This window comes from Streptomyces sp. DSM 40750 (genome assembly GCF_024612035.1).
In the GTDB taxonomy this organism is placed as follows: domain Bacteria; phylum Actinomycetota; class Actinomycetes; order Streptomycetales; family Streptomycetaceae; genus Streptomyces.
In genome coordinates, this window is the sequence record NZ_CP102513.1 from 5952381 (window position 1) to 5977516 (window position 25136).

Here is a 25136-nt window from a genome sequence, read left to right on the forward strand (position 1 = left end):
CGCGCCAGCGGTCGTAAGAGCCTAGGTGCGGAATGAGCGGTGACACCCGGGTCTGCCTGATGTGCCCGGACTGCACGTGGGGGATGCCTCGGCGGTGTCTCCCGGGACAACGGAGGGGCCCGGTGACGTCGTACGACGTCACCGGGCCCCTTTTCTGATGCCCGCGCGTTACGCCGGCTCGCCGCCGAAGCGCTCCTTGTACGCCGCCAGGTCGTCCTCCGTCAGCTTCGCGAAGAGGACCGGGGGGACGGTGAAGGGGGTGCCGGCCGGGACGGAGTCCAGGGCCTTGGCCTCGTCCGCCGTCACCCAGGTCGCCGTGTCGTCCTTCAGGGCGAAGGCGGCGCGCATGGCGGCCGAGGACGCCGGGATGAAGGGCTCGGAGACCACCGAGTAGAGGTGGATGAGGTTCATGGCGGTGCGGAGGGTGAGGGCCGCGCCCTCCTGGTCGGTCTTGATCTCCAGCCAGGGGGCCTTCTCCTCCAGGTAGGAGTTGCCCGCCGACCACAGGGCGCGCAGCGCGGCCGCGGCCTTGCGGAACTGGAGGGCCTCCATCTGCGCCTCGTACTCGGCGAGGAGACGGGCGATCTCCTCGCCCAGCTTCGCCTCCGCCGCGCCGGCCGCCGAGCCCGCCGGGACCTCGTCGCCGAAGCGCTTGCGGGAGAAGGACAGGACACGGTTGACGAAGTTGCCGAGGGTGTCGGCGAGGTCCTTGTTGACCGTGGCGGTGAAGTGCTCCCAGGTGAAGGAGGAGTCGTCCGACTCGGGGGCGTTGGCGATGAGGAAGTAGCGCCAGTAGTCCGCCGGGAGGATCTCCAGGGCCTGGTCGGTGAAGACACCCCGCTTCTGCGAAGTGGAGAACTTCCCGCCGTAGTACGTCAGCCAGTTGAACGCCTTGACGACGTCGACCTTCTTCCACGGCTCCCGGATGCCCAGCTCAGTGGCCGGGAACATCACGGTGTGGAAGGGGACGTTGTCCTTCGCCATGAACTCCGTGTAGCGGACGTCGGTGTCGACGTCGTACCACCAGGACTTCCAGTCGCGGTTCTCCGGGTCCTGGTCCGACCACTCCTTCGTCGCGCCGATGTACTCGATCGGGGCGTCGAACCACACGTAGAAGACCTTGCCCTCGGCGGCCAGCTCCGGCCATGTGTCGGCGGGGACCGGGACGCCCCAGTCCAGGTCACGGGTGATCGCGCGGTCGTGCAGGCCCTCGGTCAGCCACTTGCGGGCGATGGAGGACGCCAGCTGCGGCCACTGGTGCTCGTGCGCGGTGACCCAGGCCTCGACCTCGTGCTGCAGCTCGGACTGGAGGAGGAAGAGGTGCTTGGTCTCGCGGACCTCCAGGTCGGTGGAGCCGGAGATCGCCGAGCGCGGGTTGATCAGGTCCGTGGGGTCGAGGACGCGGGTGCAGTTCTCGCACTGGTCGCCGCGGGCCTTGTCGTAGCCGCAGTGCGGGCAGGTGCCCTCGACGTACCGGTCCGGCAGGAAGCGGCCGTCGGCGGGCGAGTACACCTGACGGATGGACCGCTCCTCGATGAACCCGTTCTCCTTCAGCCGCCGGGCGAAGTGCTGGGTGATCTCGACGTTCTGCGGGCTGGAGCTGCGGCCGAAGTAGTCGAAGGCGAGGGCGAAGCCGTCGTAGACGGCCTTCTGCGCGTCGTGCGCCTGCGCGCAGAACTCGTCGACCGGGAGACCCTGCTCCTTCGCCGCCAGCTCGGCCGGGGTGCCGTGCTCGTCCGTCGCACAGATGTACAGGACGTCGTGGCCGCGCTGGCGGAGGTACCGGGAGTACACGTCCGCCGGGAGCATGGACCCCACCATGTTGCCCAGGTGCTTGATCCCGTTGATGTAGGGAAGGGCGCTGGTGATGAGGTGTCGAGCCATCGCGGGCTGCTCCCATGTCGATGCGTGGGGTGACGATCGTGTGTGCCGGCCTGCCGGCCGGGTCGTCTACGGAACCTTGAAATCGTAGCCGACATGGGTGTGCCGCCCGCCTCCCGTTTTAGGGGTGGGAAGCGGACGGCACGGTGGTGGAGGGGGTGGCTACGGGCGCCAGGCGGCCAGGATGCCCTCGTAGACCTCGGCGTCCGTCAGTTCGCGCGGGGTTTCGCCGGCCAGGAAGTGGGACGCGTTGTCCGTCTTCAGCTTGCGGAGGTAGTCGAACGCCTTGTTCTCCGGGTCACCGAACGCGACGAACGCGAAGTGGACGGCCGGGTGGTTCTTGGCGGCGTCCGCCAGCGCCTGGTTCGCCGGGGTCTTGGTGTCCGGGGCGCCGTCGGTCTGGAAGACGACGAGGGCGGGGGCGCCGGGTTCGGCTGCCTTTCCGTGCTGGGCGAGCACCTCCTCGACGGCCACGTGGTAGCTGGTACGGCCCATACGGCCGAGTCCGCCGTGCAGGTCGTCGACCTTGTTCTCGTACGAGTCGAGGGTGAGCTCGCCGGTGCCGTCGAGTTCGGTGGAGAAGAAGACGACGGGGACCGTGGCCTCGGGGTCGAGGTGGGCGGCGAGGGCGAGCGTCTGCTCACCGAGGGCCTGTGCCGAGCCGTCCTTGTAGTAGCCCCGCATCGAGGCGGACCTGTCCAGCACGAGGTACACCTTGGCGCGGGCGTCGGTGAGGTCCCGCTTCTCGAGTACGGCCTGTGCGGCGGTGTACGCGGTACGCAGGCTCGCGGGCACCACGACCTCGGCTTCGCCTTCGCTCGCCTCGGTCTTCCCACCCGCACCACCCGTGCCGCTCTCGTCGTCGACTGCGGGTGACTCCTGCGGGGCGACCTCACCGTCGGCGACCGCGGCTTCGGGGGTGGCTTCCACGGCCGCCGCCACGGGGACCGGAACGTCCTCGGGCTCGGGGGCGGCTTCGGGCTCGGGGGCGGGGGCGGGCACGGGTTCGGTGGCGGCCTCGGGCTCCGGGGCGGCTTCCGGTTCGGGGGCGGCTTCCGGTTCCTTTGCGGCTTCGGGCTCGGGCTCCGGCTCGACAACGGCCTCGGGCTCCGGTGCGTTCACGGCCTCCGGCTCCCGGGGTGCCTTGGGCTCAGAGGCAGCCGCCGGCTCCTTCGCAGCCTCCGGCTCGGGCTCGACCTGCGGCTCGGCCTCGGCTGCGGGCTCCGGCGTCTCCACACTCGCGGGCTCAGGCTCGGCTTCGACGGCCGGTTCCGGCTCGGACTCCTTCGCAGCCACCGGCTCGGGCTCGGCCACCGGCTCGGGCTCAGCCGCCGTAACCACCTCAGGCTCCGCCTCCACGACCGGCTCCGCCTCGGCGCCGGGGGTCACAGTCTCCGCGTCCGCGTCCGCGTCGGCGTCCGCTTCCGGCTCCGACTCGGCCAGCGGCGCCACGGACTCGGCGGCGGCCTCCGACTCAGCCTCCACCTCGCTCTTCGACGCCGCAGGCTCGGCCTCGGCCTCCGCCACCGCCTCCACCTTGGCCTCAGCCTCAGCCTTCGGCTCTACCTCAGCCTCAGGCGCCACCTCGGAAGCAGCCTCCAGCTCGGCCTTGGCGGACACCACGGGCTCAGGCTCGACAACCGCCTCAGCCTGGGCAACAGCCTCAGGCTCGACAACCGCCTCAGGCTCGGCAACAGCCTCCGCCTCGATCACCGGCGTGGACGCGACGACCGGCGTCTCCGCCTTCGTCTCCCCCGCCACCTCAGCCTCTGCCGTCGGCTCGGTCCCCGCCTCAGCCTTCGGCTCTACCTCAGCCTCTGCCGTCGGCTCTTCTTCCGCCTCTCTCTTCCGCTCGGCGCTGTCCTCATCCCGCGGCTTCGGCACCGTCACGTTGTCGAAGGCCGCCGAGACGAGTTCGTCGACGACGGAGGAGGGCGGGGTGGTGGCCGCAGGCTCGGCGGTGGTGGCCGTCGGCTCGGGCTCGGCCGACGTGGCCGGAACCTTCTGTTCGGCCTCCCGCGGGGAAGCCGCTTCGGCCTCCCGCAGGGAAGCCCGCTCGGCCTCCGTCGCGGAGGCGGCTGCGGCCTCCGTCGAGGAAACCCGCTCCGCCTCCTGCGAAGGAACCGTGTCGCGCCCCTTGCGTGAGCGGCTGAACGCATTCCGCAGGAGAGAGAGAATGCCCATGTGCGCAACCCTTCGGGTGAGTTGAAGCCCGTCAATCCCTGGCCAGGACGGACACGTAAGGTTAGCCGCCGGGATTGGCGATCTTGGGGTGGGGCGGGGGCTTTCACTATCTCCGCCACCCCACGCTGTCAACACCGCCTCAACGGCCGCAGGTTCACCTCCAGTTCACCTTCCGGCTCCGTTCTCGAACACGCGCCCCTCTAACGTCGCGCTCACACCAAAGGCACATAAGAGGAGCGCAACGTGCGCAAGCTGCTGCCCATGATCGCCTCGCACCCCGGCGGCCGTTCCGCCCTGACCTGTCGGTTCCGCTGTGGTGACGCCTGCTTCCACGAGGTGCCGAACACCAGCACCAACGAATACGTGGGCGACGTCATCGCGAGCGCGCTGAGCCGCCGCTCGGTGATGAGAGCCGCCGCCGTCGTCTCCGTGGCCACCGCGGCCGGGGCGTCGACCACCCTCGGCACCGCACTGCCGGCCGCCGCGGCCACGACCGAGGCCGCCACCACGTCCACGGGCAAGGGCAAGGCCGCCCGCGGCCTCCGGTTCGCCGCCGTCGAGCCCAACACCGTCGACGCCGTGACCGTCCCCGAGGGGTACAAGCAGAACATCGTCATCCGGTGGGGTGAGCCCATCCTGCGCGGCGCCCCGGCCTTCGACCCGGAGAAGCAGACGGCCAAGGCCCAGTCCGGCCAGTTCGGCTACAACTGCGACTTCCTCGCCCTGCTTCCCCTCCCCGGTGAGCGCGGCCGCCGGCTCCTCGTCGCGAACCACGAGTACACCGACGAGATCCTGATGTTCCGCGGCTACGACGCCGCCAACCCGACCCGTACGCAGGTCGAGGTCGCCTGGGCCGCCCACGGCCTCTCGGCCGTCGTGGTGGAGGAGGACCGGCGCACCGGCAGGCTCACCGCCGTGCCCCGGCACCACCTCAACCGGCGCGTCACCGCCACCACCGAGTTCCGGCTGACCGGCCCCGCCGCCGGGTCCGACCTGCTCAAGACCTCCGTCGACCCGACCGGCACGAAGGTGTTCGGCACCCTCAACAACTGCTCTGGCGGTACGACCCCCTGGGGCACCACGCTCCACGGCGAGGAGAACTTCAACCAGTACTTCGCCAACAGCAGCCGTACGACCGACAAGCGGTACGGCATCGGCACCGGCGCCACCGAGCGCAAGTGGGAGCGGTTCGACAAGCGGTTCGACGCCGCCCAGGAGCCGAACGAGGTGCACCGCTTCGGGTATGTGGTGGAGTTCGACCCGTACGACCCGACCTCCACGCCCCGCAAGCACACCGCGCTCGGCCGCTTCAAGCACGAGGCCGCCACCATCCGGCTGACCTCCGACGGGCGTCCGGTCGTCTACTCCGGTGACGACGAGCGCTTCGACTACTTCTACAAGTTCGTCAGCAGCAAGCAGATGAAGAAGGGCAGCTCGCGGGCCGTACGCGAGCACAACCTCTCCCTGCTCGACGAGGGCACGCTCTACGTCGCCAAGCTCACCGGCGACTCCCCGGCGATCGAGATCGACGGCACGGGCAAGCTGCCGAGCGACGGCGAGTTCGACGGCGCCGGCGAGTGGATCCCGCTGGCCACCGCCACCGCCAAGGGCGCCGTCTCGCACGTGGACGGCATGACGGCCGACGAGGTCTTCGTCTTCACCCGGCTCGCCGGTGACAAGGTCGGCGCCACGAAGATGGACCGCCCCGAGGACATCGAGCCCAACCCGGTCACCGGCAAGGTCTACGTCGCCCTCACCAACAACTCCAACCGCGGCAAGACCGGCTTCCCGGCCGTCGACGAGGCCAACCCGCGCAACGCCAACAAGCACGGCCAGGTCCTCGAACTCACCGAGCACCGCAACCGGCCCGAGAGCACCAAGTTCGGCTGGCTGCTCTTCCTCGTCGCGGGCGACCCCGAGGACCCGGCGACGTACTTCGCGGGCTTCCCGAAGGACGACGTCAGCCCGATCTCCTGCCCGGACAACGTCGCCTTCGACCCGTACGGCAACCTGTGGATCTCCACGGACGGCGCCCAGCTCGGCTCGCACGACGGACTGTTCGGTGTCGCCACGCGCGGTGAGCGGCGTGGTGAGCTGAAGCAGTTCCTGACGGTTCCGAGCGGTGCCGAGACCTGCGGTCCGATCATCGAGGACCGTCGCGTCCTGGTCGCCGTCCAGCACCCGGGCGAGCTCGACGGAGCCACCGTCGAGAACCCGAAGAGCGCCTGGCCCGACGGCGCGGGCAAGTACGTCCGCCCGGCGGTCGTCGCGGTCTGGCGCGCGGACGGCTGCGACATCGGCGTCTGAACTCCGGCCGCGGTCGGCGTCTGAACTCCGGCCGCGATCGGCGTCTGAACTCCGGCCGCATGAAAACGCGGGCCGTCCTCCTGTTCGGGAGGACGGCCCGCGTTCGCATGTGCGTGGAGCTCAGGGAGCGGTCACGCAGCCCACGCCCGGGAGAGCGGTCGGGTCCGTCAGGCCGGCCGGGTCGAGGAGCGCGGCCGGGTCGACGAGCTCCGTCGCGCCGGCCGGGGTCTCGGTGAGGCACGTGACGGCCCCGACCGGGTCCGGAATCGCGTTGGCGGTCGGGGCCATGGCGCCGGCGAGGGCGAGGGTTCCGAGCAGGACGGTGGCAGTGCGCCGCATGGCGAACATCCCCTTGTCAGAAAGGAAGTGAATAGTCCGGTTGGACAAGAGCGATCATTACGCGTTCCCTCCTGCGAACTCACCCTCCGTCACTCGTGCGGGGATGACGTAACGATTCGGCGCCCTGCGTCGAGTTGACCCGGAGGCCTGGGGCTCGGTGGGGTGACGTGTGCGGGGCCGGACCATGCGCCCCTGATGGCCGGAGCGAATGGGGCCTATCTGGCCTATCGCGCCTATCGCGCCTATCGGGAAATCGTGTGACGCTTTGTCGTTACTTGCGCTGGTGGAGGGCGAGGTCGACGGTGACGGCGTTGTGGTCGGTGCCGGACAGTTCCTGGAAGCGGATCTCGCGTGCGGAGAAGTCCTTCGCCGAGACGAGGACGTGGTCGATCTGGGTGCCGAGCCTCGGGGTCGTCCGGGCGGGCCAGGTCGGGGTCCGGTCCGCCCCGGTGAGACGGGCGGCGTCGTTCAGGCCCGTGTCGAGGATGCCGCGGAAGGCCGCGTGGTCCTGGGAGGCGTTGAAGTCCCCGGCCAGGATGGTCGGGGTCCGGGTGTCCGCCGCCGCGTACTCCCGGAGCGCGCCGAGCTCCCGCCGCCAGGTGTCCACCTCCCCCGGCACCGGGGGCATGGGGTGCACCAGCTGCAGCCGTACGGGATGGCCCTCGATGTCGGCCACGGCACCGGGCTGGCCCATCGTGCCCGGGATCGGGTCGGCGGGCTTGAGGGGGTAGCGGCTGAGGATGACGGAGCCGGTGGAGCCGTAACCCTCGACGGACTGGCGGTGGGGGTAGGCCGGGGTTTTGCCGCTCAGGTCGCCGAGGGTGTCGCGAAGCTTGGCCGAGCAGGTGAGTTCGCACTCCTCGACGAAGACGATGTCGGGGCGGTCGCGGCGTACGGCCTTGACGAGGGCGTCGGTGCCCCAGCCGAACTGCACGTTGGACGTCATCACCCGGACCTCGGCGAGCACGGTCCCGCTCGGCTGGCTCGCCTTGCCGTACGGCTCGATGAACCAGGCGAGCGCGCCGAGAACGGCCACGCCCCAGGCCAGGCCGATCCACCAGCGGGCGAAGAGGGCGAAGAGCAGGGCCAGGCCGGTGGGGGCGAGCAGCCAGGGCAGGAACGCGAGGAGCTGGGTCACCGGGGTGAAGGCGTCGGCGTCGACGGCGCGGCTGATGACGACGACGGTCACGCCGAAGAGGAGCAGGCCGGCGAACCATGCCCTGCCTCGGCGGCGCGGGGGGCGCCGTGTCGGGGGTTCTGGTGCGGGGTCCGGCCGCTCGATGGTCGTGCTCTCCACAGGCCGGTGCCTTCCGTTCGCCGCCAGGGTTCCTTTTAAGGACGGGTGGGGTGGGGCGAAGGTTGCGCGCGGCTGGGGCGCCCCCCACTCGGCATCAGAGTCCCGCTCCTGGGGCAGCGGGACTCTGACATTCGGGTGTGTGCGTCAGGTCACCGGGAGTGCGGCCACGGCGCGGTCCCAGGGGTATTCATGGGGTCGGCCCTGTCCAGGCGGGCGCGGTATGTATCCACCCTCGCCGAGCAGCACGGTCACGCCCGCCTCGCGGAGGGTTGCGATGCTCCGTTCGAATGCCGGGTGTTTGGCCTGCGCGGTGTTGATACTGGGCAGCGCGACGATCGGCAGGCGGAGCCCGATGGCCTCGGCGATCAGTCCGAGGGCGAGAGTGTCCGCAGTGCCTGCCGCCCACTTGTTCAAGGTGTTGAAGGTGGCGGGTGCGACGAGGATGGCATCCGGCGGCGGCAGCGCGTCAGGCTGTGAGGGAAGCTTGTAGGAGTGGCGTACGGGGTGGCCCGTGAGCTTGCGCAACTCGTCGATCTCGCCTTCGGCGTCTTCGACGGCCCACCGGTACGCGGCCGGGGTGAGGATGAGGCAGACGTCCCAGCCCGCGTCCTGTGCGGCGCGGATACCAACGGAGATCCGGCGTGCGGGCGGTGCCGCGCATGCGACCAGATACAGAGTTCGTTGATTCATCCGGTCAGTCCACAGCGGCCCGCAAGCGCATGCAAGCGCCCGTCCGCGCTACCTGCGCCCAAGAGCCGCAGGTCCTCGATGAGTTGCTTGGTTCGCGGTCGGCAGAGGACTTCCTCCTGTGCTTCTCCCTCGGCCTCCAGCAGAGTCTCGACGGCTTTCTCCCGACGGCCCGCCCGCTCATAGGCCAGGCTCGCACATGCCGTGTCGTCGTCACCGCGCCTCGGTGGCCCTGCGCAAGGCGTTCCGGTGCTCCCAGGTCCACGGGGCGTCCCGAAGCTCGTCGGGCAGCCCTTCCAACCCGGCATTGATGTGGTCCACGGCGTCGCCGTATCGGCCGAGGCCGAGGTTGGCCAAGCCCATGTTGAGCCGGTTGAACTCTGGCGTGAGCCAGTAGGCCGTCTCTGGCGGCGGCACGGCGGCGGCGACGTCTGTCAGCCGTTCGGCGTTCTCCATCATGCGGAGCGCCTCGTCGGTTTCGCCCAACTCGGCGAGTCCGGCGGCGGCCTGGAGCATGTCTCCGAGCCGTTGGGCGGGATGCGCGCCCGGTGTGAACGCGGCTGCCGAATACCACCGGGCGACCCCCTGTGCTCTGCCCTGCTGGCGTGCGAGGTACCCCTTGAAGTTCAGCGCTTGTGCGGCCAGTGTGCCGTTGCCGATTTCGTCGGCCAAGTCGACTGCCTCATTGAGAAGTTGTACCGCCTTGGTGTCCTGCCGGTCCTGGGCGAGCAGCCATCCGCCGAACTGGACGAACTCGGAGGCGACTTCGGCCAGCGGATCGCGATGATGCCCGCGTGCCTCTTTGAGGAGACGGGTGACTTCCCGCATCTGCGCCAGGGTCGCCGGGATCACCACCTTGGGATGCACCGTGTCGTCCAGTCTCCGGTACGCCGACAGCACACCGGCGAGGGCATCAACGGTTCCGGCGTCCAGCCTGGACGGCTTGGCGACGCTGCCGGTCACCCGGGACAGGTCGTCTGCTTCCAGAACCGTCCCGGCGAGTGCGCCGTCGGCCTCAAGGAGATCGTCAAGCGCCTTCGCCAGTTTTGGAGACGGCTGCTGCTTTCCGTTCAATACGCGGGAGAGGTAGGAGAGGTCATAGTTGATCGCGCGTGCGGCGGCCCGCATCGAATAGCCACTGTCGTGCAGCGCTCGGCGAACAAGGCCTGCGAATTCGTCACGCATTGTGAACCTCAGTGGGGTTGACCGGGACTTTCCAGAGTAGTCAATGCAGGTCAACTCCCGCAGGTACGCGGCGATTCGGTTGAGTGGTCGGATGCAAGGACCCCGGCGCCGCTCGCAACGGCCCGGGGCTGGCCAACGCTGCTGAGGAGCGCCGACAATGCACTTCGTATCACACGCACTCGAATGGGTGAGAGCCCTGCTGTTCCGGGCCAAGCGGCCCGTCGGGAAGGCCATCCCCGACCGGACCGCGCAGGCGCCTGCGCCGACGTCGCCCGATACACGAGTCGGCATGCTCGTGCTCCCGTGCCTGTGCCGGGCCGGACGGGTTCCCGTCCCGCTGGACGCCCAGCGCGACCGGTACGACGCACACCCCCTCGTACGCGCCTATGTCCTCCAGCCCGAGGAACGCCAACCTGCTGTGCCCGTACGGGATTTCGCGGGGGTGGGGCAGTGAGCGGCGGACGAGTCGGGGCGGCCGTCCGGCAGACCGAGATCCCCATGTTGCGTGCGTACCGCCTGTGGTTCGAGCACACGCGCAGGTGTGACAAGGGCTGCAAGGGTGTGCGCAAGGCGCAGGACGGCTGTGCGGACGGACGGGAGCTCTGGGGCGCGTACCGCGTCGCGCGGATCGGAGGCGTGTCATGACCTGGACCATCGAACGGACGCCGGGACGCCCCGTGCACCGCACCGATGCCGGCCAACTGGCCCTTCCTGTACAGCTGTCCCGAAACGGCGAACACGCTACGGACGCCGAACTCGTGCTCTCCCTGGTCGACGCCGAGCACCTGCACGCGGCGCTGTGCCGGGCCCTCGACGGGCAGCCGGTGCCGCCGTCCGCGCCGGACTGCCGCGACGCGGTCGAGGCCGCGCACGCGCTGAGCGTGAGGGTGGCCGACGCGAACCGGCGCAGCAGGAGGCGGCTGTGACCCGTTCGATCATCAAGGCCGCGGACTGGACCCTGGCACCGGAAACCGCAGAGGGCACTCCGCAGGGCACCTACTCGGCCGTGTGCCTGACCTGCGGGGCAGAGTCCCCTACGCCGGACAGCGAACGCCTGCCCGCAGAAGTCTGGGCGCTCAAGCACACCGGCCTGCACCCCCGGCACCGGCAGTTCAAGGCCAGGACGGAGACGTTCTGGCGCGTGACTCCGGCGGAAGGCAACCCCCACCGCGAGACCGACCCACGCAGCGCACAAGCGCCCGCTTAGCGCACTTCTCATCCATCGAGTAAGGGGAAACAATGCCCACCACCGTCGAAGCACGCCGAACCGCTGGACTGGCGCTCGACGCACCGGAACTACGGCTCCCGTTGAGCACGGACGGGGCCACCTCCATGCCGGAGTTCGCCGACCGGGAGGGACCAGCACCGTTCGCGTTGCGTTTCCTCACGCCGGTATCGGCCACGGGCGGCATCCTGCCGAGTGACGTCGAGTACGACGAGGACACGCAGACGGGAACCTACGAGGGCCTGCCGCCCGGCGTCTACATGACCAAGAACCCGCCGAAGACCTACGGCCCGACGGAGCCCACCGGCCAGATGGACGCCCCGGACGACCCCGGCCCGAGCGACGACTGATGATGGACGACGTCGGACAGGTCCTCATCCTGGCGGGCCGTTTCGACCCGACCTGCGATCTGGTCGTCGAGGAACTGAACCGGCGCGCCGTGCCCGTCTTCCGGGCAGACATGGCCGAGTTCCCGCTGAGGCTCACGCTCGCCGCGAGCCTCAGCGGGAACCGCTGGCACGGCACGCTGAACAACGGGCGCCGCACGCTCGACCTGGCGTCGGTCCGTTCCGTCTACTACCGCCGTCCCACCCGTCCCAAGTTCTCCGACCAGATGTCCCCCGAGGCACGCAAGGTCGCCGAGACCGAAGCCAGATGGGGCTTCGGCGGACTGCTGTCGGCTCTGCCGTGCCGATGGCTCCCGCCACCGGGGAAGGCGGCCGATGCCGAGTACAAGCCGCTTCAGCTCCGCGTCGCCGCCGAGGCGGGGCTGAGCGTCCCCAGGACGTTGATCACCAACGACCCCGACACGGCACGGCACTTCGCCGACTCGATCGGCGGACCGCTCGTCCACAAGCCGTTCTTCCACGTTCGAGGCACCGTGCACGGGCAGACTGCGGCCGTGTACGCGAGCATTGTCGGCCCCGACGATCTGCCACACCCGGACATCGCCACCACCGCCCACCTGTTCCAGGAGTGGGTGCCCAAGGCACACGAGGTGCGCCTCACCGCGATCGGAGGCCGGATCTTCGCGGCCGAGATCCACGCAGATTCGGACGCCGGCCGCGTCGACTGGCGTAGCGACTACGACAGCCACACGTACAAGGTCTGCGAGCCGCCGCCAGAAGTGGCGGCCGGAGCTCTACGCATGCTCGACCGGCTCGGTTTGCCGTACGGTGCCTTCGATTTCGTGGTGACCCCTGAGGGCGACTGGCGATTCCTGGAAGTGAACCCGAGCGGACAGTACGGGTTCATCGAGCAGGCGACCGGACTGCCGATCACAGCCGCGATCTGTGACTACCTGGAGGGAAGCGACGGGTGACGAACATCCTCGACGACGAACAACGCATCCTCGCCTCATGCGTGTCGCTCACCCAGCAGATCGACCGCGGAAGCGTGGTGCTGTCCTCGCGCCTGGCGGCTGCCTTCCTCAATGTCCCCCGGCATCCCTTCGTACCCGTCTTCTACCGCCGTGACGGCGAACGGTTCATCCCGTGGAGCAGTACTGACGGCGCTCCGGAGGCATGGCTGGCTGCCGTCTACGCGGACGACTCCCTCATCACAGAAGTCGATGACGTGCACGCCGAGGACGCGCCTTCCCAGGGGCTGACCGGCATCCCCACGTCATCCTCGACAGCACCGAGCCTCATGGCGGACATGCTCGACGCCCTCGACGTGAACGAAGGGGACGAGGTCTACGAGGCCGGTACCGGCACGGGCTACAACGCCGCCATCCTCTCCTTCCTCGCCGGAGACAAGCACGTCACGACCGTGGACCGCTCCGAGACACTCACGGCCAAGGCCCAACCACGCCTGGCCGCCACCGGTTTCGACCCGCACGTCATCCACGGCGACGGCGCCCGCGACTTCCCCGCCGACGCGACGTACGACCGCATCATCGCCACCGCGTCCGTACGACGCATCCCGCCCGAGTGGCTGACCCGACTGCGCCCCGGCGGCATCATGGTCGTCCCCATCAAGGGCACGCTCGCCGGCGGTATGGTCGCCCGCCTTACCAAATCGCCGGACGGCACCGCGACCGGCCACATCCTGCACACGCCCGCCGCGTTCATGCCGCTCAGGAGCGGTTCGCAGACGTCCGCACAGACTCCCGTAGTCCCGGACGGCCCGAGCCGGGAGGCCACGCTGTCGGCGCGTGCGCTGGACGACTGGACGTTCTCATTCTTCGCCCAGTTGCACATGCCCTCGGGCGTCGTCCGCACCTACGGTCAGTACGACGAAGGCCTGCACGTCACGACCCTGTACGACTTCACCGACGGCTCGACGACCCGCATCGACGACGCGCACGGAGGCCCGCCGACAGTCACCTCCACCGGCCCACGCGACCTGTGGCAACCGATAGAAGCCGCCCACCAACTGTGGCTGCGACTCAACCGCCCCCGCCGCGAGTGGTTCACCATCGAGGCCACTCCCACCGAGCAGGTGGTGAGGTACACCGCCCCGGACGGACGGGTCCACCGCTGGCAGCTGTAGGGAGGAGCAAAGACAGGGGAAGAAACAGGACCTTGTGTCGATCACGCCCCTACCTGTGGGAACTCCTCAAGCAGGGGGCGTGTTGCTGTGCCGAGCTCTTCGCCGGGCCCTCACCGCTGACAAGACAGACACGGCCAGCGGCCTCAAACCGGGACTTCCACCCGCTCACCGTCTGCGGGACGTACCCAGCTGCGCGGCGACCTCCGTCACCGTCGCACCCGCCAGCACCGCCAGCACCGCCAGCACCGCCAGAACTGCCCGGTACCTCTGCTCGACAACCGACCACTCCATCAGCGCCAATCCCAACCTCCCTACACACGCCGCAACGACGCGCACAGAAATGCCGAACACGGCCACTGTCAACCATCAGCTGGGATCGAACTGTCAAGCATCACCCGGGACCGGACACAGCCCCAGCAGACCGACTGAGTTACGACTCTCTCTACTGGTTCAAGGCGGCTCGCTCTGCTCGCCGCGGCGTCCGGCCGACCTGCGCGCCGCCGCTCATGCCTTCGTCCCGCTTCGGCGCGCAAGCCGGCCGGACGCCGCGCAATGAACTCCGAACCAGAGAGGCTTTGAGGCTCCGCCCTCCACCCCGGCCCTCCCTCGGAGGGGACTCGACCCAGAACTTGAGTCGGCTTACGGGCCAGAAGTTCGAGGCCTCGCGTGGTCCCCTCCTCGATCAGGCACCGAAGGCGTACCAGTCACCTTCAAGGAGCTCGCGAGAGTCGCTCGACCGAGGAGGGAAGCACTCGCTCCGCATCGAAACCCAGCTAATCGATTCTGACGAACACCTTCGAAGCACGACAGCACCTGGAATAATGCTCATCTTGCATCAGTCTGCATAGACGTGACTACCAGGGAGCTGACGTGGACAAAGTGGCATCCGCACATGTTACTGGCTTGTTCGGCTCGGTAAATCATTCAGTTGATTTCTCTGCGGACCACGCCGTAACCATCATCGCGGGCCCGAATGGGTGCGGGAAGACTCATTTGTTGCGCCTGATCTATGCCATTACCGCATATGATCTCAACTCTCTAGCCCGAACCCCCTTCAATACTCTGGAATTGACTCTACGAAGCAAGAAACGTATCAAGCTCAAGAAAACCACCACCGAAGAAGGGGTAGTTACTTTTGAATTCTCCGGCAAGGATGTCCGCGGTCGCCCATATAGCCCGTATAAATTCCCCTACTCCGAGGTGGCCGACGAAAGGGAGCTGCCTCCATGGATCACACAGACAATGGACGGAACTTGGTATGACGCGCGCGCCGAAAGAGTGGTAACCGCCGAGTTCATTCGACGGAGATACGGAGTATCCATTGAAACCCATGACGTAAGAATCCCGCAGCAGTTCTCTTGGTTGAGATACTTCTTCTCTGGCTCATCAGCCATTTTCATTGATACCCAGAGACTTGATGCTGGTCCACTGCGAAAATCCTCTCAAGATTCTTCTATGCGGCGCACGGGGGATGCGGCTCCCGTAGCCTCACGCATCAGCCAATATATGGAGCAAATCAAAGCACAGATCACGGAAGCCCGGCGATCATCCCTAGCAGCGTCACAAGACGCGGACCAGAGCTTCGCAGAACGGGTACTCGAGAAGGCCCGCACGACCATCAAAGAAAAGGACCTAAAGGAAAGATATCAGAAAATCGCCGACCAGCAAGCCGAGTTGCATGAGAATGGCCTGAGCGCTCAGCTTATGGCCGTAGCCTTCCCTGACAGTAGAACTAACCCTACTGAGCGAAGGATCTTGAATGTATTCTTGGACGACTGGGAGAAAAGGCTGACACCTCTCCTCCCAGTCAATGGCAAGCTGAAGGCGCTCCGAAAAATCGTGGAAGAGAAGTTCGTAGGTAAGGAGATGCTACTAGATCCCCGAGGGGGCGTTAGATTCTATTCGAAAAATACAAAAACCCCCCTCCGTGTGAGCTCCCTCTCGTCCGGAGAACAGCATCTACTTGCCGTCTTCACCCTCCTCCTCTTCTCGGCAGACAGCGGTTCCTTGGTTCTGATTGACGAGCCAGAGATTTCGATGCATGCCGCTTGGAAGCACGACTTTCTATCCGATATCTCCGAAGTGGCGGACATCAATGATCTCCAGATTGTGCTGGCCACGCATTCCAGCTCAATTATCAATGGCCAGTGGGGGCTCGTACAGGAGATCGGCGTAGCGGAATGACTATAAAGAGCATCCGAGAGTACGACAGACTGGCCGATAGGATCCGTCTGCACAGGCAGATAGATAAGAATCCTGTGATAATCGTGGAGGGACCTTCAGACGTATTGATGCTCAATAGAGCATTCCCTCACGAGTGGACCTATTTCCCTGCAGGGACTCGGCCTGTCGCACTGCAGGCGGTGCGTGAACTCCACGGCTGGAACACGCAAAAGTTCATCGGAGTAGTCGACCGGGATTTTGACGACGACGTGCAGGAGTGCGAAAAGCAGGGGCTCCCTCTTTTGCCCTACGAGAACGCCGATATCGAAGCCATGCTGGCTAACGGCAAAGCGTACCTGGCATTGCTGAATGAGCTCGGAAGCTCAGAAAAGATCAGCAAGGGCGGAGGTACCAGGGCGATTTTGCAGATCGCACAGAAAACGGTCGAGCCTATCGCATTACTTCGCCGAGCCAACTTCGAGAACCAGTGGGGTCTAGCTTTCGACGAAGTCGATGTGGCCTCAAAGATTGACCCTAAGACGCTGAAATTGAAGTTGCAGCCTTACTGTGCTGCACTAAGCGCAACGGTATCCAACGATCCTTCACAAAGCATACTGCTTGATTACGCCACTGGAAAAAAGACCCCGTCTTATATCCCTTCATGCCCCCGCGGCTCGGAACCGTACTATCGCGGAAGGGATCTCTTGGCAGTCACTGGCGTTGCCCTTCGAGCGCTTGCAGGATCCTGTGCGCGAAACATTACTGATGCCGAGCATCTCGCGAAGGTTCTTCGACTTACGGCTACGGCATTCATATATCACTCTAAATGGGGGAGCGAGCTAGTGGAACGCTTGGGGGCGAATTCTCCCGTGAAGCAATAACAGGGGCTCTTTGAGGCGGGCCCGCCTTAAACGACGCCACAAGCCGGTAGCGTGGCTGAGACCGGTGGGGGTGCAGCGAGGCATACGCGCGCCTGATCGGCTGACGCACCCGCCGTCGTGGCTGGCTGTCGTCGGCTGAGGTTCGTGCCACAACCGTGCCAGATGCAGGGGTCACCCACGGTCAACGAAGGTGCTCTGCGGTCGACTCTTCGGATACTCAGCAGGTACCGAAGAGCCAGATCAGCGGCGTGATTCTCCAGCCTCTCTCCTAAAGCGGGTGTCGCAGGTTCGAAATCCTGCCGGGGGCACCAGTTCAGAAGGGGGCTACCTCCGAAATTTCGGAGGTAGCCCCCTTCTGGCATCCAGATCTGGCCCCTAACTGGTTGGCACGAGTGCGACCGGGCGGACCGCGGTGAAGTCCTGGAACGCGTCGCGGGTGGCGGACAGCAAGAGCAGCCACTCGTCGCAGCCCTGCCACGGATAGAGGTCGCCGCCACCTCCACGCACCACCCGCGGTCCGTCGCCGGTGCGGGGGCGTGCGTCCGCCGGCGCGTCCGTGAAATGCGGGATCCACACATCGGCGCAGATCTCGTTCGCCGACCCCATCGCCGCCAACCCGAAGGCGTTCTCAGCCGAGGCAGTGCGCTCCTCGTCGGCAAAGTCGTCGAGCACCTGATCCTCGTCCGGCCTCCCGTCCCCGCGGAAGGTCAGAGTGGTCGTACCTGCCCGTGCCGCGTACTCCCACTCCGCCTCGCTGGGCAGCCGGAAGGGCAACGCCCCGAGCAGGTCGTCCAAATCGTCCTCGAAGCGGGCCGTGCTTGAATTTGATTCGGCGAAGCTGTCCTCGTACTCGGGCAGCCAGTGCCGTGCTTGCGCCACCGTGAGCGGATGTCGGGCGATCAAGAACGGCTCGACCCGCACTTCTCGTACCGGCCGGGCCTGGACAGCACCGGCGAAGAACGCTTCGAGGTCGTCATCGGCGCCGTCGGACCGCTCAATGGCACGAACTGCGTCCAGTTCCGCGTCGGACAGGCCCATCGTGAACGTCCCACCGGGGACAGCCCGGAAGACGACTCCGGAAGGGGTGTGCCGCCAAGCCGGTCGACCGGCCACGATCTCTTGAGCCCACATGGTGCCGGACGCTAGCAGCCGAGCATCCCGGACGAGGGAGTGGGCCCGGGAAGGGAATGTGGTCAGTTGATCACCTCCTGGACGCCGCAGCTCCGCACCACTACCGCACCAGATCGAGCGGGGAACAGCGGGGAATCACGGTGAAAGCCGACGGCACCTGCGAAGTGCAAGGTCAGCCATCAATGCAGGTCAGCGCCCGATTCAGCCTCGAATGATCGCAGCTTCCCAAGCTGAGTGCCCAATCGTGCCCGGCGATAGCCAAGGGCACGGTGGACCTTGGCCCAGCTGGTCGGATCCGCCTCACAGCTCCTCGCTACGATCCCTGCCCATGGACAGCAAGGGCGGGGATCCCTCACACCAGCACACGGACTCCGGTACGGCCGTGGAGTTCGTCTACAGGCCAACGGCAGCGGACTTCGAAGAGGCGCTCCGTGCACGAGCTCGTCGGTCACCGTCGGGGCGGGCCCAGGCACTCATGGCGCCGCTCGTGGCGCTCATCGCCGTGAGCGTCTTCTCGGTTCTCCAGGATGCCCCGCTGCCCGTGTGGATCATCTCGCTGGTACTCGCCGTGCCGGTTGCGTTCTGGGGCACTGTGCGAGGGCTGCGCACCATGGCCCGCCGGATGTTCAGCATCGTGGAGCCGTACGGGCGGTGCCGCATGGTGGCCGACGACCACGGCGCGGTCAGCACCGGCGAGCGGGTGTCCTTCACCGTGGACTGGACGGTGTTCCGGGAGTACCTGGAGACGCCCGGGCTCTTCGTGCTGCTGAGTGGCGACCGCGCGGCCGGAGTCGCGGTGCTGCCCAAGCGGGGCGCCCAGGACCGCGGGGACGTTGACCGGCTTCGGGCGATCCTGGACCGGAACCTGAAGCGGCTCTAGACGAAGGTCTGTGAGCCTGCACGGGAGGTATCTCCCGCCAGGGACCGCTCAGTTTCCGTCTCATTCTGTTGCGTTCACGGCCGTTCAACGGAGACTACGAGGCCGACTCACGTTGGCGATCAACCTTGGAGAACCCAGGTGAACGCCCCAGCACACAGCCCTCCACTCCACCACCACAGTTGGAAAGCGTGCACTTGGTGCTGACTCGGCGTACGGGTCGCGTCGGTGCTCAGTCCCACCTGTCTAGGTCGTGCGTTCGTGGTTGTGGGAGGTCGCCAGGGACCACATCACGAAGACGGCGATGGCGATGGCGATGACGGACCAGACGGGGGCGTAGGGGAGGAACATGAAGTACTCGATGGCGAAGAGGGACGCGAAGGCGATGCCCAGGCCGCGGGCCCAGTCCCTGCCCTGGAGGATGCTGTAGCCGGTGAGGGTGACGATGACGCCGAGGGCCAGGTGGATCCAGCCCCAGGTGGTGAGGCTGAACTCGAAGACGTAGTCGCCGATGGGCGTGTACACGTCGTCCGTGGCGATGCCGGCGATGCCGTTGAGGATGCCCATGATGCCGCCGACCATCATGAGGACACCGGCGAAGACCGTGCCGCCGAGGGCCCAGGCCGAGCCGGAGTGCTTCGCGTAGGAGGGCGTCGGTGTCGAGATGGTCTGGTCGGACTGGGGGTTCTCGCGCGGGGTGGTGCTGTGCTGTGTCATGTGGGCCTCCTCAGAACGTCATCGAATGTCTTCGAATGGATGGACAGTTCATCCGCAGGGTCGCGCCGCGTGAGGAGGGCCGCAGCCGGTGTGGGCCGAATGGGTGACGGCGGTGGCGTCAGCCGACCCTTGCCAGGAAGTCCTCCAGGGCCTTGTTGAAGTCGTCCGGGCGCTCCAGGTTCGGCAGGTGGGCGGCGCCGTCGATGACGTGGAGGGTGGAGTCGGGGAGGGCGGCGTGCATGGCCTCGGCGTCGGTGACGGGGGTGTACTCGTCGTCGGTGCCGACGACGACCAGCGCGGGGACGGTGACGCGGGTGAGCAGACCGCGGTAGTCGGGGCGTTCGGCGCGGCCGCGCAGGGCCGCCGCGGCGCCCTCGGGGTCGGTGGCGGTCATCATGCGGCGTACGTGGGCCGCGACCTCGGCGTCCGCGTAGGGCGCGACCATCTTGTGGAGCACCTCGTCGGCGTACCCGGTCATGCCCTCGCGCAGCAGCCGGTCGGCCATGGCGTTCCGGGTCCGCTTGCCCTCCGCCGTCTCGGCGGCCGGGAAGGTGTCGGCGAGGACGAGACCGCGGACGCGGTGCGGGAACTGTCGGTAGCACTCCATCGCGATCTGGCCGCCCATGGAGAGGCCCGCGAGGACGAAGTCGGAGACACCGAGGTCGTCCAGGAGCGTCGCGATGTCCTCGGCGAACGTCGAGAGCGGGGTGATGCCCGGGATCACGGGGGAGGCGCCGTAGCCGCGCAGGTCGGGGGCGACGACCCGGCGGGAGGGGGCGAAGGCGGTGATCTGGGGGTGCCACATCGTGCGGTCGAAGGGGTGGCCGTGGATGAGGACGAGGGGGAGGGGAAGGGAGGATTCTGCTTCCCCTTTGTCCTCGTATGCGAGGAAGGTGGTCATGGGTTCGACCCTAGGGTTCCTCAACTCCTCGGTGCAATAAGATCTTTGCTCTCGGTGCAATGTGGGGAGGGTGGGCGGAGAAGTGGTGGCTGCCGACTACCGGCGTATCGCCGATCGCGTCGCGGACGACATCGCCGCCGGGCGGCTGAAGCCCGGTGACCGGCTGCCGCCGCAGCGGGTGTTCGCACGGCGGCGGGGGATCGCCGGGTCGACCGCCGGGCGGGTCTACGCGGAGCTGGTGCGGCGCGGGCTGGTGGTGGGGGAGGTCGGGCGCGGGACGTTCGTACGGGCGGCGCCGCCGGTGTCGGCGGGGTGGGCGCTGGCGGAGCCGGCCACGTCGGCGCCCGTGAACCTGGAGCTCAACTACCCTGCCGTGCCCGGCCAGGCGGAGCTGCTGGCCGCCGGGATCGCGCCGTTGCTGCGGCCGGACGTGCTGGCGGACGCGCTGCGTACGGCGCCCGCGACCGGTACGGCCGCCGCGCGCGAGGCCGCGGCCGGACTGCTCGCCACGGGCGGCTGGCGGCCGGCCCCGGACCGGTTCCTCTTCGCCGGGAACGCCCGCCAGGCCATCGCCGCGGCCCTCGCCCACCTCGTACGGCCCGGGGGCCGGGTCGGGGTCGAGTCCCTCACGTATCCGCTGGTCAAGGAGATCGCCGGGCGGTTGGGGGTGACCTTGGTGCCGCTCGCGACGGACGAGGAGGGGGTGCGGCCGGAGGCCGTGGTGGCGGCGCATCGGGCGGCGCCGTTGTCGGCGGTGTATGTGCAGCCGACGTTGCACAATCCGACGTCCGTGACGATGGGCGGGGAGCGGCGGGCCGAACTCGCGGGTGTGGTGCGGGAGTTGGATCTGCCGGTGATCGAGGACCGGATCTGGGCGTTCCTGGCGGACGGGGATGTCCAGGCGCCGCCGCCGTTGGCCGCGTACGCGCCGGAGCGGGTGTTCGTCGTCGACGGGCTGTCCAAGCGGGTGGCGCCGGGGCTGACGGTCGGCTTTCTCGTGGTGCCGGAGGGGCGGGTCGACGGAGTGGCCGCCGCATTGCGTTCGGGAGGCTGGGCGGCGGGGCGGTTCGCCCTGGAGGCGGGGGTGCGGTGGATCGGGGATGGGACGGTGGGGAGGCTGGTCGCGGCGAAGCGGGCGGATGCGGCGGCGCGGCAGCGGCTGGTCGCCGAGCATCTCGCGGGGTTCGCGGTGCGGGGGGACGCGCGGGCGTACTACGTGTGGTGGGAGCTGCCGGAGCCGTGGCGCGCCGACCCGTTCTGCGCGGCGGCGGCGGAGCGGGGGGTGGCGGTGACCCCGGGGTCGGCGTTCAGCGTGCCCGGGGTTGGGCGGGGGGCGGGGTTCAGGGGGCCGGGGGTGGAGGCTTGGCGGGGGTCGGCTGTCAGTGGTCCGGCGGTCGGTGTTGGGCGGGGGGCGGGGGCGCTTGCCGGCGCTGACCGGGTGCCGCTGCGCCCACCCGTGCCGCCCCAGCGGCACGATTGCCCGCAGCCAAGTTGTCCGGAGGGGGCGGGGGTGCTTGCCGGCGCTGACCGGGTGCCGCTGCGCCCACCCGTGCCGCCCCAGCGGCACGATTGCCCGCAGCCAAGTTGTCCGGGGGAGCCGGGGGTGGGTGTGTTTTCCGTTCGGCGGGGCAGGGCCGTGGCTTCCGCGGCCGACTGCGTCAGGCTTGGACTTGGTTCGGTTTCTCTGTCGGAGTTGGCGGGGGCGCTGCGGGTGCTGGGCGACGTCGCGCGAGGCGGGACGTGAGCCAGGCGGCCGCGGCGACGGTGGCGCCGATGCCCAGGAGCCCCCAGGTCACGGTGCGGAGGGTGGCGGTGAGGGCGTCGTAGACGGCGCCGGCGGCCGCGGGGGAGACGTCCGGGGGCAGGTCGGCGAGGGTGAGGTGGCGGCCCAGGGCGACGGCGACGCCGAGCAGGGCGCCGCCGAGAGCCGTGCCGAGCCCCGTCGCGCAGACGGCCCGGCGGCGCTGCGTCGCGACGAGGATGCCACCGGCGGCCAGCGCGAGCGCGCCGACCGGGAGCCAGAACGCGGCGACTTCGAGCACGTGATACCCCTTCCGAAGCTGAACCAGTTGCGCGGCCGACAGCACCTCGACCTCGGTGTGCGCGACCGGGATGCGATGGGCGAACGGCACGTGGTCGCGGGCGAGCTGACGCTTGACGTGTTCGCCGACGGGCGCGAGGTCGAGCATCACCGGCCGCCCCTCACCACCGCCCGCGCCCCGGTCGTACGTGCCCTCCTCGCGCACCGCCGTCAGCACCGCGTCGTGCGCCGCCCGGTTCGCCGTGTGCCAGGCCGTGCGGAACGCCTCCGTCTGCGTGAAGGAGTGCGCCGCGTCGTGCGTGAAGGCCCGTATCCGCTCCCGCAGCGGCGGCCCCACCCGGACCTCGCGCAGGATCCCGGCGGCGACCGCGTCCGCGAGCGCCTCCCGTACGTCCGGGTCGGCGGCCAGCGGTGCCATGACCGCCTCGTACCGTGGCCGGTCCGCGATCTCGTACGTCGCCCACGCGGCCAGCGCACCCACCGGCGCGAGCAGGCAGGCGAGCACGGTCAGCACGGCCGACAGGGTGCCGCGAACACGTTGGGACACCCTTCCAGGCAAGACCGCCGCCCGCCCCCACGCGAGCGCTCCCGCAGCACGTGACTGCGAATGGCCCCGCAGGACAAGCCGAACGGGGAGCACCGGCCACCGCGACCGCCGGGGCCTCGCCACGCCGGTTCACGTGGACCTTCACGGCCTCCGGTACCTGGGAGCGGGAAGACCGGTCACCCCGACCGCCGCCCAACCGGTCACCCAGTCCGCCGCCCGAGCCGATGGCCCTGCGCGTCCTCGTGCGTGTAGTAGCGGTAGAACGTCACCGCGAAGACCGCCGCCGCGATGCCGAGCGACATGAGCGTGGAGCGCAGCACGGTGTGCTGGGGCGCCTGGCTGTAGAGGAAGCCGAAGGCGCAGCCCGCGAAGGCGGCCCAGAGGAGGGCGTGCGGTTCGCGGCGCAGACGGGGCGCGACGGTCGCTACGGCGAGGTAGAGCGCCGCGAACACGAACGCGGTGACGAAGCCGAAGAGGACGTTCCAGCCGGTGATGGGGCCGGCGTCGCGGTTCATGGCCGCGGCCCAGTAGCCGTAGACGAGGCCGAGGACCACGGGCAGGATCCGGTTCGTGAACCTGTGGGCGCGCTCGCCGAAGACATCGGGCGTGGCCGGTGCGGGCCGCGTGCCCGGAGCCGTGGGCCTGCCCGGACTCCCCGGACTTGCCGGACTCCCCGGCCGGCCCGGAGTGGGTGCCGCTTGAGCCATGGGAGCACTCCTCTCTTCCCTCCCCCGTCACTCTCCGCCCCGACTACCAGAGCACACCTGGGGAGGGACCCTGGCAAGTCGGGGCGGGGGAGTCGTGACAAGCCGGTGCGGCCGTACCCGGTGGCGCGGGGTCGGCGTACCCGGTGGCGCTGGGTCGGTGTGCCTCGTGGCGCGGGGTCGGCCGTACTGCTCGGGATGCGGGGGCCGGAGCGGCGTGTTTCGCTGTGGCTCATGCGGATGCCGATGCCGCGCGTGCGCCGGGAGCCGGACCCCGTCGAGCGGCAGCAGCTGCTGCGGCTCCGCGGGCGCGATGTCGCCTGGCTTCCGCCGCTGGTCGTGCTGCTCGGCGTGCTGGTGATCGACTGGGCGACCGGCGGCGACTTCCGGGTCGTCTCATGGCTGGTGCTCGTGCCGGGCGCGGCCGCCGCGGTCTGCGGGGTGTGGACGACGGCGCTGTTCGCGGCGCTCGCGATGCTTCTGTACATCGCCGGCGACAACTCGTGGCCGCACCAGGACCGCACCGGCCTCCCCGACTTCATCCTCGTCGCCCTGGGTGGGGTGCTGTCCGTGCTGGCCTGCGCGGTACGGCTGCGCGGGCAGGAGCGGATGCTGCACATGCGGGCCGTCGTCGACACCACCCGCCGTATCCTGCTGCGCCAGCTGCCGCCGGACGTCGGCGGCCTCGACCACGCGGAGATCTACCTCGCCGCCGACAGCGAGGCCCGCGTCGGCGGCGACTTCTACGACATCCAGCCGAGCCCGCACGGCACCCGCGTCGTCATCGGCGACGTCCAGGGCAAGGGGCTCGCGGCGGTGGAGGCGGCGTCCGTGCTGCTCGGCACGTTCCGCGAGGCCGCCTACTACGAGCCCGAACCGGCCACCGTGGCCGAGCGGCTGGAGACGCGGATGGTCCGCCACGTGCGCTACTGCGCGCACGTCGGCCGCGACGACGCCGAGCGCTTCGCGACCGCCGTGCTGCTCGACTTCCCCGAGCTGCGCAGCGAGCGCACCGACTGGGGGCCCGACCTCACCGGGCTCGGCGGCGCGGTCACCGTGGACGTCATCAACTTCGGCCACGAACCCCCGCTCCTCGTCTCCCCCGACGGCGTACGGGCGCTGCCGCTCCGGGACGGACTGCCGCTGGGGCTCGGCGGGTTGGCGCCGCAGGCGCCCCGGACGGCCACGGTGCGGCTCGCGGCCGACGAGACGCTTCTCCTCGTCACCGACGGGGTGACGGAGGCCCGTGACGGCGACCGGGCCTTCTTCCCCCTCCGCGAGTACCTCACCCGCGCCCTCGCCGACGGCCCGCGCGCCACCGATCCCGAGTCCCTGGTCCGCCTCGTCCGCGACGGTGTCCTCGCTCACACGGGCGGCGGCCTCGACGACGACACGACGATCTTCGCGGTACGGCGGGCGTCGAAGCCGGTACAGAGGGGAACTGGTGGCGGGGGCCGGGTGGGGTGAGGGCACGGGGTGCGGTGAGGGTGGTGTCGGGGGGGCGGCGCCGGTCGTCGGGCGGGGCCCGAAGTGAGCGCTCCTTTCACCGTTTGCACGCGCAGCGGTTACCGTGCTG

At 68.8% G+C, this 25136-nt stretch carries 23 protein-coding genes, 1 tRNA gene and 2 pseudogenes; 14 read left to right on the forward strand and 12 right to left on the reverse strand.

Annotated elements, in window-relative coordinates; genetic code table 11:
- Window positions 1-168: 168 nt before the first annotated feature.
- Complete coding sequence (metG, locus tag JIX55_RS26645) at window positions 169-1884, reverse strand: methionine--tRNA ligase (protein ID WP_257565785.1); 1716 nt, start codon at window positions 1882-1884, stop codon at window positions 169-171.
- A gap of 159 nt (window positions 1885-2043) precedes the next feature.
- Window positions 2044-4065, reverse strand: coding sequence for a VWA domain-containing protein (locus tag JIX55_RS26650; protein ID WP_257565786.1), 2022 nt, complete (start codon window positions 4063-4065; stop codon window positions 2044-2046).
- 243 nt (window positions 4066-4308) lie between these two features.
- Here JIX55_RS26650 and JIX55_RS26655 point away from each other — a divergent pair, with 243 nt between their 5' ends.
- Window positions 4309-6372 carry a PhoX family protein gene (locus tag JIX55_RS26655; RefSeq protein WP_257565787.1) on the forward strand — a complete coding sequence of 688 codons (2064 nt, stop codon included), beginning with the start codon at window positions 4309-4311 and terminating at the stop codon, window positions 6370-6372.
- A 120-nt stretch (window positions 6373-6492) separates the two neighbouring features.
- Here JIX55_RS26655 and JIX55_RS26660 read toward each other — a convergent pair whose 3' ends face one another.
- The 4 genes from JIX55_RS26660 to JIX55_RS26675 form a co-directional block, all read right to left on the reverse strand.
- On the reverse strand, window positions 6493-6711 hold the full coding sequence (locus JIX55_RS26660) for a hypothetical protein (protein ID WP_257565788.1): 219 nt from the start codon (window positions 6709-6711) through the stop codon (window positions 6493-6495).
- Window positions 6712-6982: 271 nt separating this feature from the next.
- Entirely contained in the window at window positions 6983-8008 is a 1026-nt protein-coding gene (locus JIX55_RS26665; RefSeq protein ID WP_257565789.1) for an endonuclease/exonuclease/phosphatase family protein, read from the reverse strand.
- 144 nt (window positions 8009-8152) lie between these two features.
- Window positions 8153-8698 (reverse strand): flavoprotein, encoded by a 546-nt coding sequence (locus tag JIX55_RS26670; RefSeq protein WP_257565790.1) that lies wholly within the window; start codon window positions 8696-8698, stop codon window positions 8153-8155.
- Window positions 8699-8908: 210 nt separating this feature from the next.
- Complete coding sequence (locus tag JIX55_RS26675) at window positions 8909-9880, reverse strand: helix-turn-helix domain-containing protein (RefSeq protein WP_257565791.1); 972 nt, start codon at window positions 9878-9880, stop codon at window positions 8909-8911.
- 157 nt (window positions 9881-10037) lie between these two features.
- Between JIX55_RS26675 and JIX55_RS26680 the strand changes: the two genes are divergently transcribed.
- Genes JIX55_RS26680 through JIX55_RS26710 form a run of 7 tightly spaced genes read left to right on the forward strand, consistent with a single transcriptional unit; the run spans window position 10038 to window position 13598 of the window.
- The gene (locus tag JIX55_RS26680) at window positions 10038-10334 is read left to right on the forward strand and encodes a hypothetical protein (RefSeq protein WP_257565792.1); all 297 of its coding nucleotides are present in this window, start codon (window positions 10038-10040) and stop codon (window positions 10332-10334) included.
- On the forward strand, window positions 10331-10525 hold the full coding sequence (locus JIX55_RS26685) for a hypothetical protein (RefSeq protein WP_257565793.1): 195 nt from the start codon (window positions 10331-10333) through the stop codon (window positions 10523-10525). Before JIX55_RS26680 ends, JIX55_RS26685 begins: the two co-directional genes overlap by 4 nt.
- The gene (locus tag JIX55_RS26690) at window positions 10522-10806 is read left to right on the forward strand and encodes a hypothetical protein (protein ID WP_257565794.1); all 285 of its coding nucleotides are present in this window, start codon (window positions 10522-10524) and stop codon (window positions 10804-10806) included. The genes JIX55_RS26685 and JIX55_RS26690 overlap by 4 nt, the downstream gene beginning before the upstream one ends.
- Window positions 10803-11087 carry a DUF7848 domain-containing protein gene (locus tag JIX55_RS26695; RefSeq protein WP_257565795.1) on the forward strand — a complete coding sequence of 95 codons (285 nt, stop codon included), beginning with the start codon at window positions 10803-10805 and terminating at the stop codon, window positions 11085-11087. Before JIX55_RS26690 ends, JIX55_RS26695 begins: the two co-directional genes overlap by 4 nt.
- 32 nt (window positions 11088-11119) lie before the next feature.
- On the forward strand, window positions 11120-11455 hold the full coding sequence (locus JIX55_RS26700) for a hypothetical protein (RefSeq protein WP_257565796.1): 336 nt from the start codon (window positions 11120-11122) through the stop codon (window positions 11453-11455).
- Window positions 11455-12426: an ATP-grasp ribosomal peptide maturase gene (gene tgmB, locus JIX55_RS26705; RefSeq protein WP_257565797.1), complete on the forward strand. Its 972-nt coding sequence runs from the start codon at window positions 11455-11457 to the stop codon at window positions 12424-12426. Before JIX55_RS26700 ends, tgmB begins: the two co-directional genes overlap by 1 nt.
- The gene (locus JIX55_RS26710; RefSeq protein ID WP_257565798.1) at window positions 12423-13598 is read left to right on the forward strand and encodes a methyltransferase domain-containing protein; all 1176 of its coding nucleotides are present in this window, start codon (window positions 12423-12425) and stop codon (window positions 13596-13598) included. Before tgmB ends, JIX55_RS26710 begins: the two co-directional genes overlap by 4 nt.
- Window positions 13599-13731: 133 nt before the next feature.
- Here JIX55_RS26710 and JIX55_RS26715 read toward each other — a convergent pair.
- Window positions 13732-13898, reverse strand: a pseudogene (locus JIX55_RS26715) (helix-turn-helix domain-containing protein); the annotation flags it as partial.
- Window positions 13899-14468: 570 nt separating this feature from the next.
- Here JIX55_RS26715 and JIX55_RS26720 point away from each other — a divergent pair.
- The 3 genes from JIX55_RS26720 (at window position 14469) to JIX55_RS26730 (ending at window position 16953) form a co-directional block, all read left to right on the forward strand.
- On the forward strand, window positions 14469-15782 hold the full coding sequence (locus JIX55_RS26720) for an ATP-binding protein (protein ID WP_257565800.1): 1314 nt from the start codon (window positions 14469-14471) through the stop codon (window positions 15780-15782).
- The gene (locus tag JIX55_RS26725) at window positions 15779-16642 is read left to right on the forward strand and encodes a DUF4435 domain-containing protein (protein WP_257565801.1); all 864 of its coding nucleotides are present in this window, start codon (window positions 15779-15781) and stop codon (window positions 16640-16642) included. Before JIX55_RS26720 ends, JIX55_RS26725 begins: the two co-directional genes overlap by 4 nt.
- A 234-nt stretch (window positions 16643-16876) precedes the next feature.
- Window positions 16877-16953: transfer RNA gene (locus JIX55_RS26730), tRNA-Arg, on the forward strand.
- Between the two features lie 64 nt (window positions 16954-17017).
- On the opposite strand, the gene JIX55_RS26735 is transcribed toward JIX55_RS26730, so the two are convergent.
- On the reverse strand, window positions 17018-17773 hold the full coding sequence (locus tag JIX55_RS26735; RefSeq protein WP_257565802.1) for a formylglycine-generating enzyme family protein: 756 nt from the start codon (window positions 17771-17773) through the stop codon (window positions 17018-17020).
- A 328-nt stretch (window positions 17774-18101) separates the two neighbouring features.
- On the opposite strand from JIX55_RS26735, the gene JIX55_RS26740 reads away from it, so the two are divergent.
- Window positions 18102-18653 carry a YcxB family protein gene (locus JIX55_RS26740; protein WP_257565803.1) on the forward strand — a complete coding sequence of 184 codons (552 nt, stop codon included), beginning with the start codon at window positions 18102-18104 and terminating at the stop codon, window positions 18651-18653.
- A 243-nt stretch (window positions 18654-18896) separates the two neighbouring features.
- Here the strand turns inward: JIX55_RS26740 and JIX55_RS26745 are convergent, their stop codons facing one another.
- Window positions 18897-19367, reverse strand: coding sequence for a DUF7144 family membrane protein (locus tag JIX55_RS26745; protein WP_257565804.1), 471 nt, complete (start codon window positions 19365-19367; stop codon window positions 18897-18899).
- A 118-nt stretch (window positions 19368-19485) separates the two neighbouring features.
- Entirely contained in the window at window positions 19486-20268 is a 783-nt protein-coding gene (locus tag JIX55_RS26750; protein WP_257565805.1) for an alpha/beta fold hydrolase, read from the reverse strand.
- Between the two features lie 85 nt (window positions 20269-20353).
- On the opposite strand from JIX55_RS26750, the pseudogene JIX55_RS26755 reads away from it, so the two are divergent.
- Window positions 20354-21589: pseudogene (locus JIX55_RS26755) on the forward strand (aminotransferase-like domain-containing protein); the annotation flags it as partial.
- Between the two features lie 337 nt (window positions 21590-21926).
- On the opposite strand, the gene JIX55_RS26760 reads toward JIX55_RS26755, so the two are convergent.
- The gene (locus tag JIX55_RS26760; RefSeq protein ID WP_257565806.1) at window positions 21927-22856 is read right to left on the reverse strand and encodes a hypothetical protein; all 930 of its coding nucleotides are present in this window, start codon (window positions 22854-22856) and stop codon (window positions 21927-21929) included.
- Between the two features lie 200 nt (window positions 22857-23056).
- Window positions 23057-23563, reverse strand: coding sequence for a hypothetical protein (locus JIX55_RS26765; protein WP_257565807.1), 507 nt, complete (start codon window positions 23561-23563; stop codon window positions 23057-23059).
- A 231-nt stretch (window positions 23564-23794) separates the two neighbouring features.
- Here JIX55_RS26765 and JIX55_RS26770 point away from each other — a divergent pair, with 231 nt between their 5' ends.
- On the forward strand, window positions 23795-25027 hold the full coding sequence (locus JIX55_RS26770; protein ID WP_257565808.1) for a PP2C family protein-serine/threonine phosphatase: 1233 nt from the start codon (window positions 23795-23797) through the stop codon (window positions 25025-25027).
- The last annotated feature ends 109 nt before the right edge of the window (window positions 25028-25136 follow it).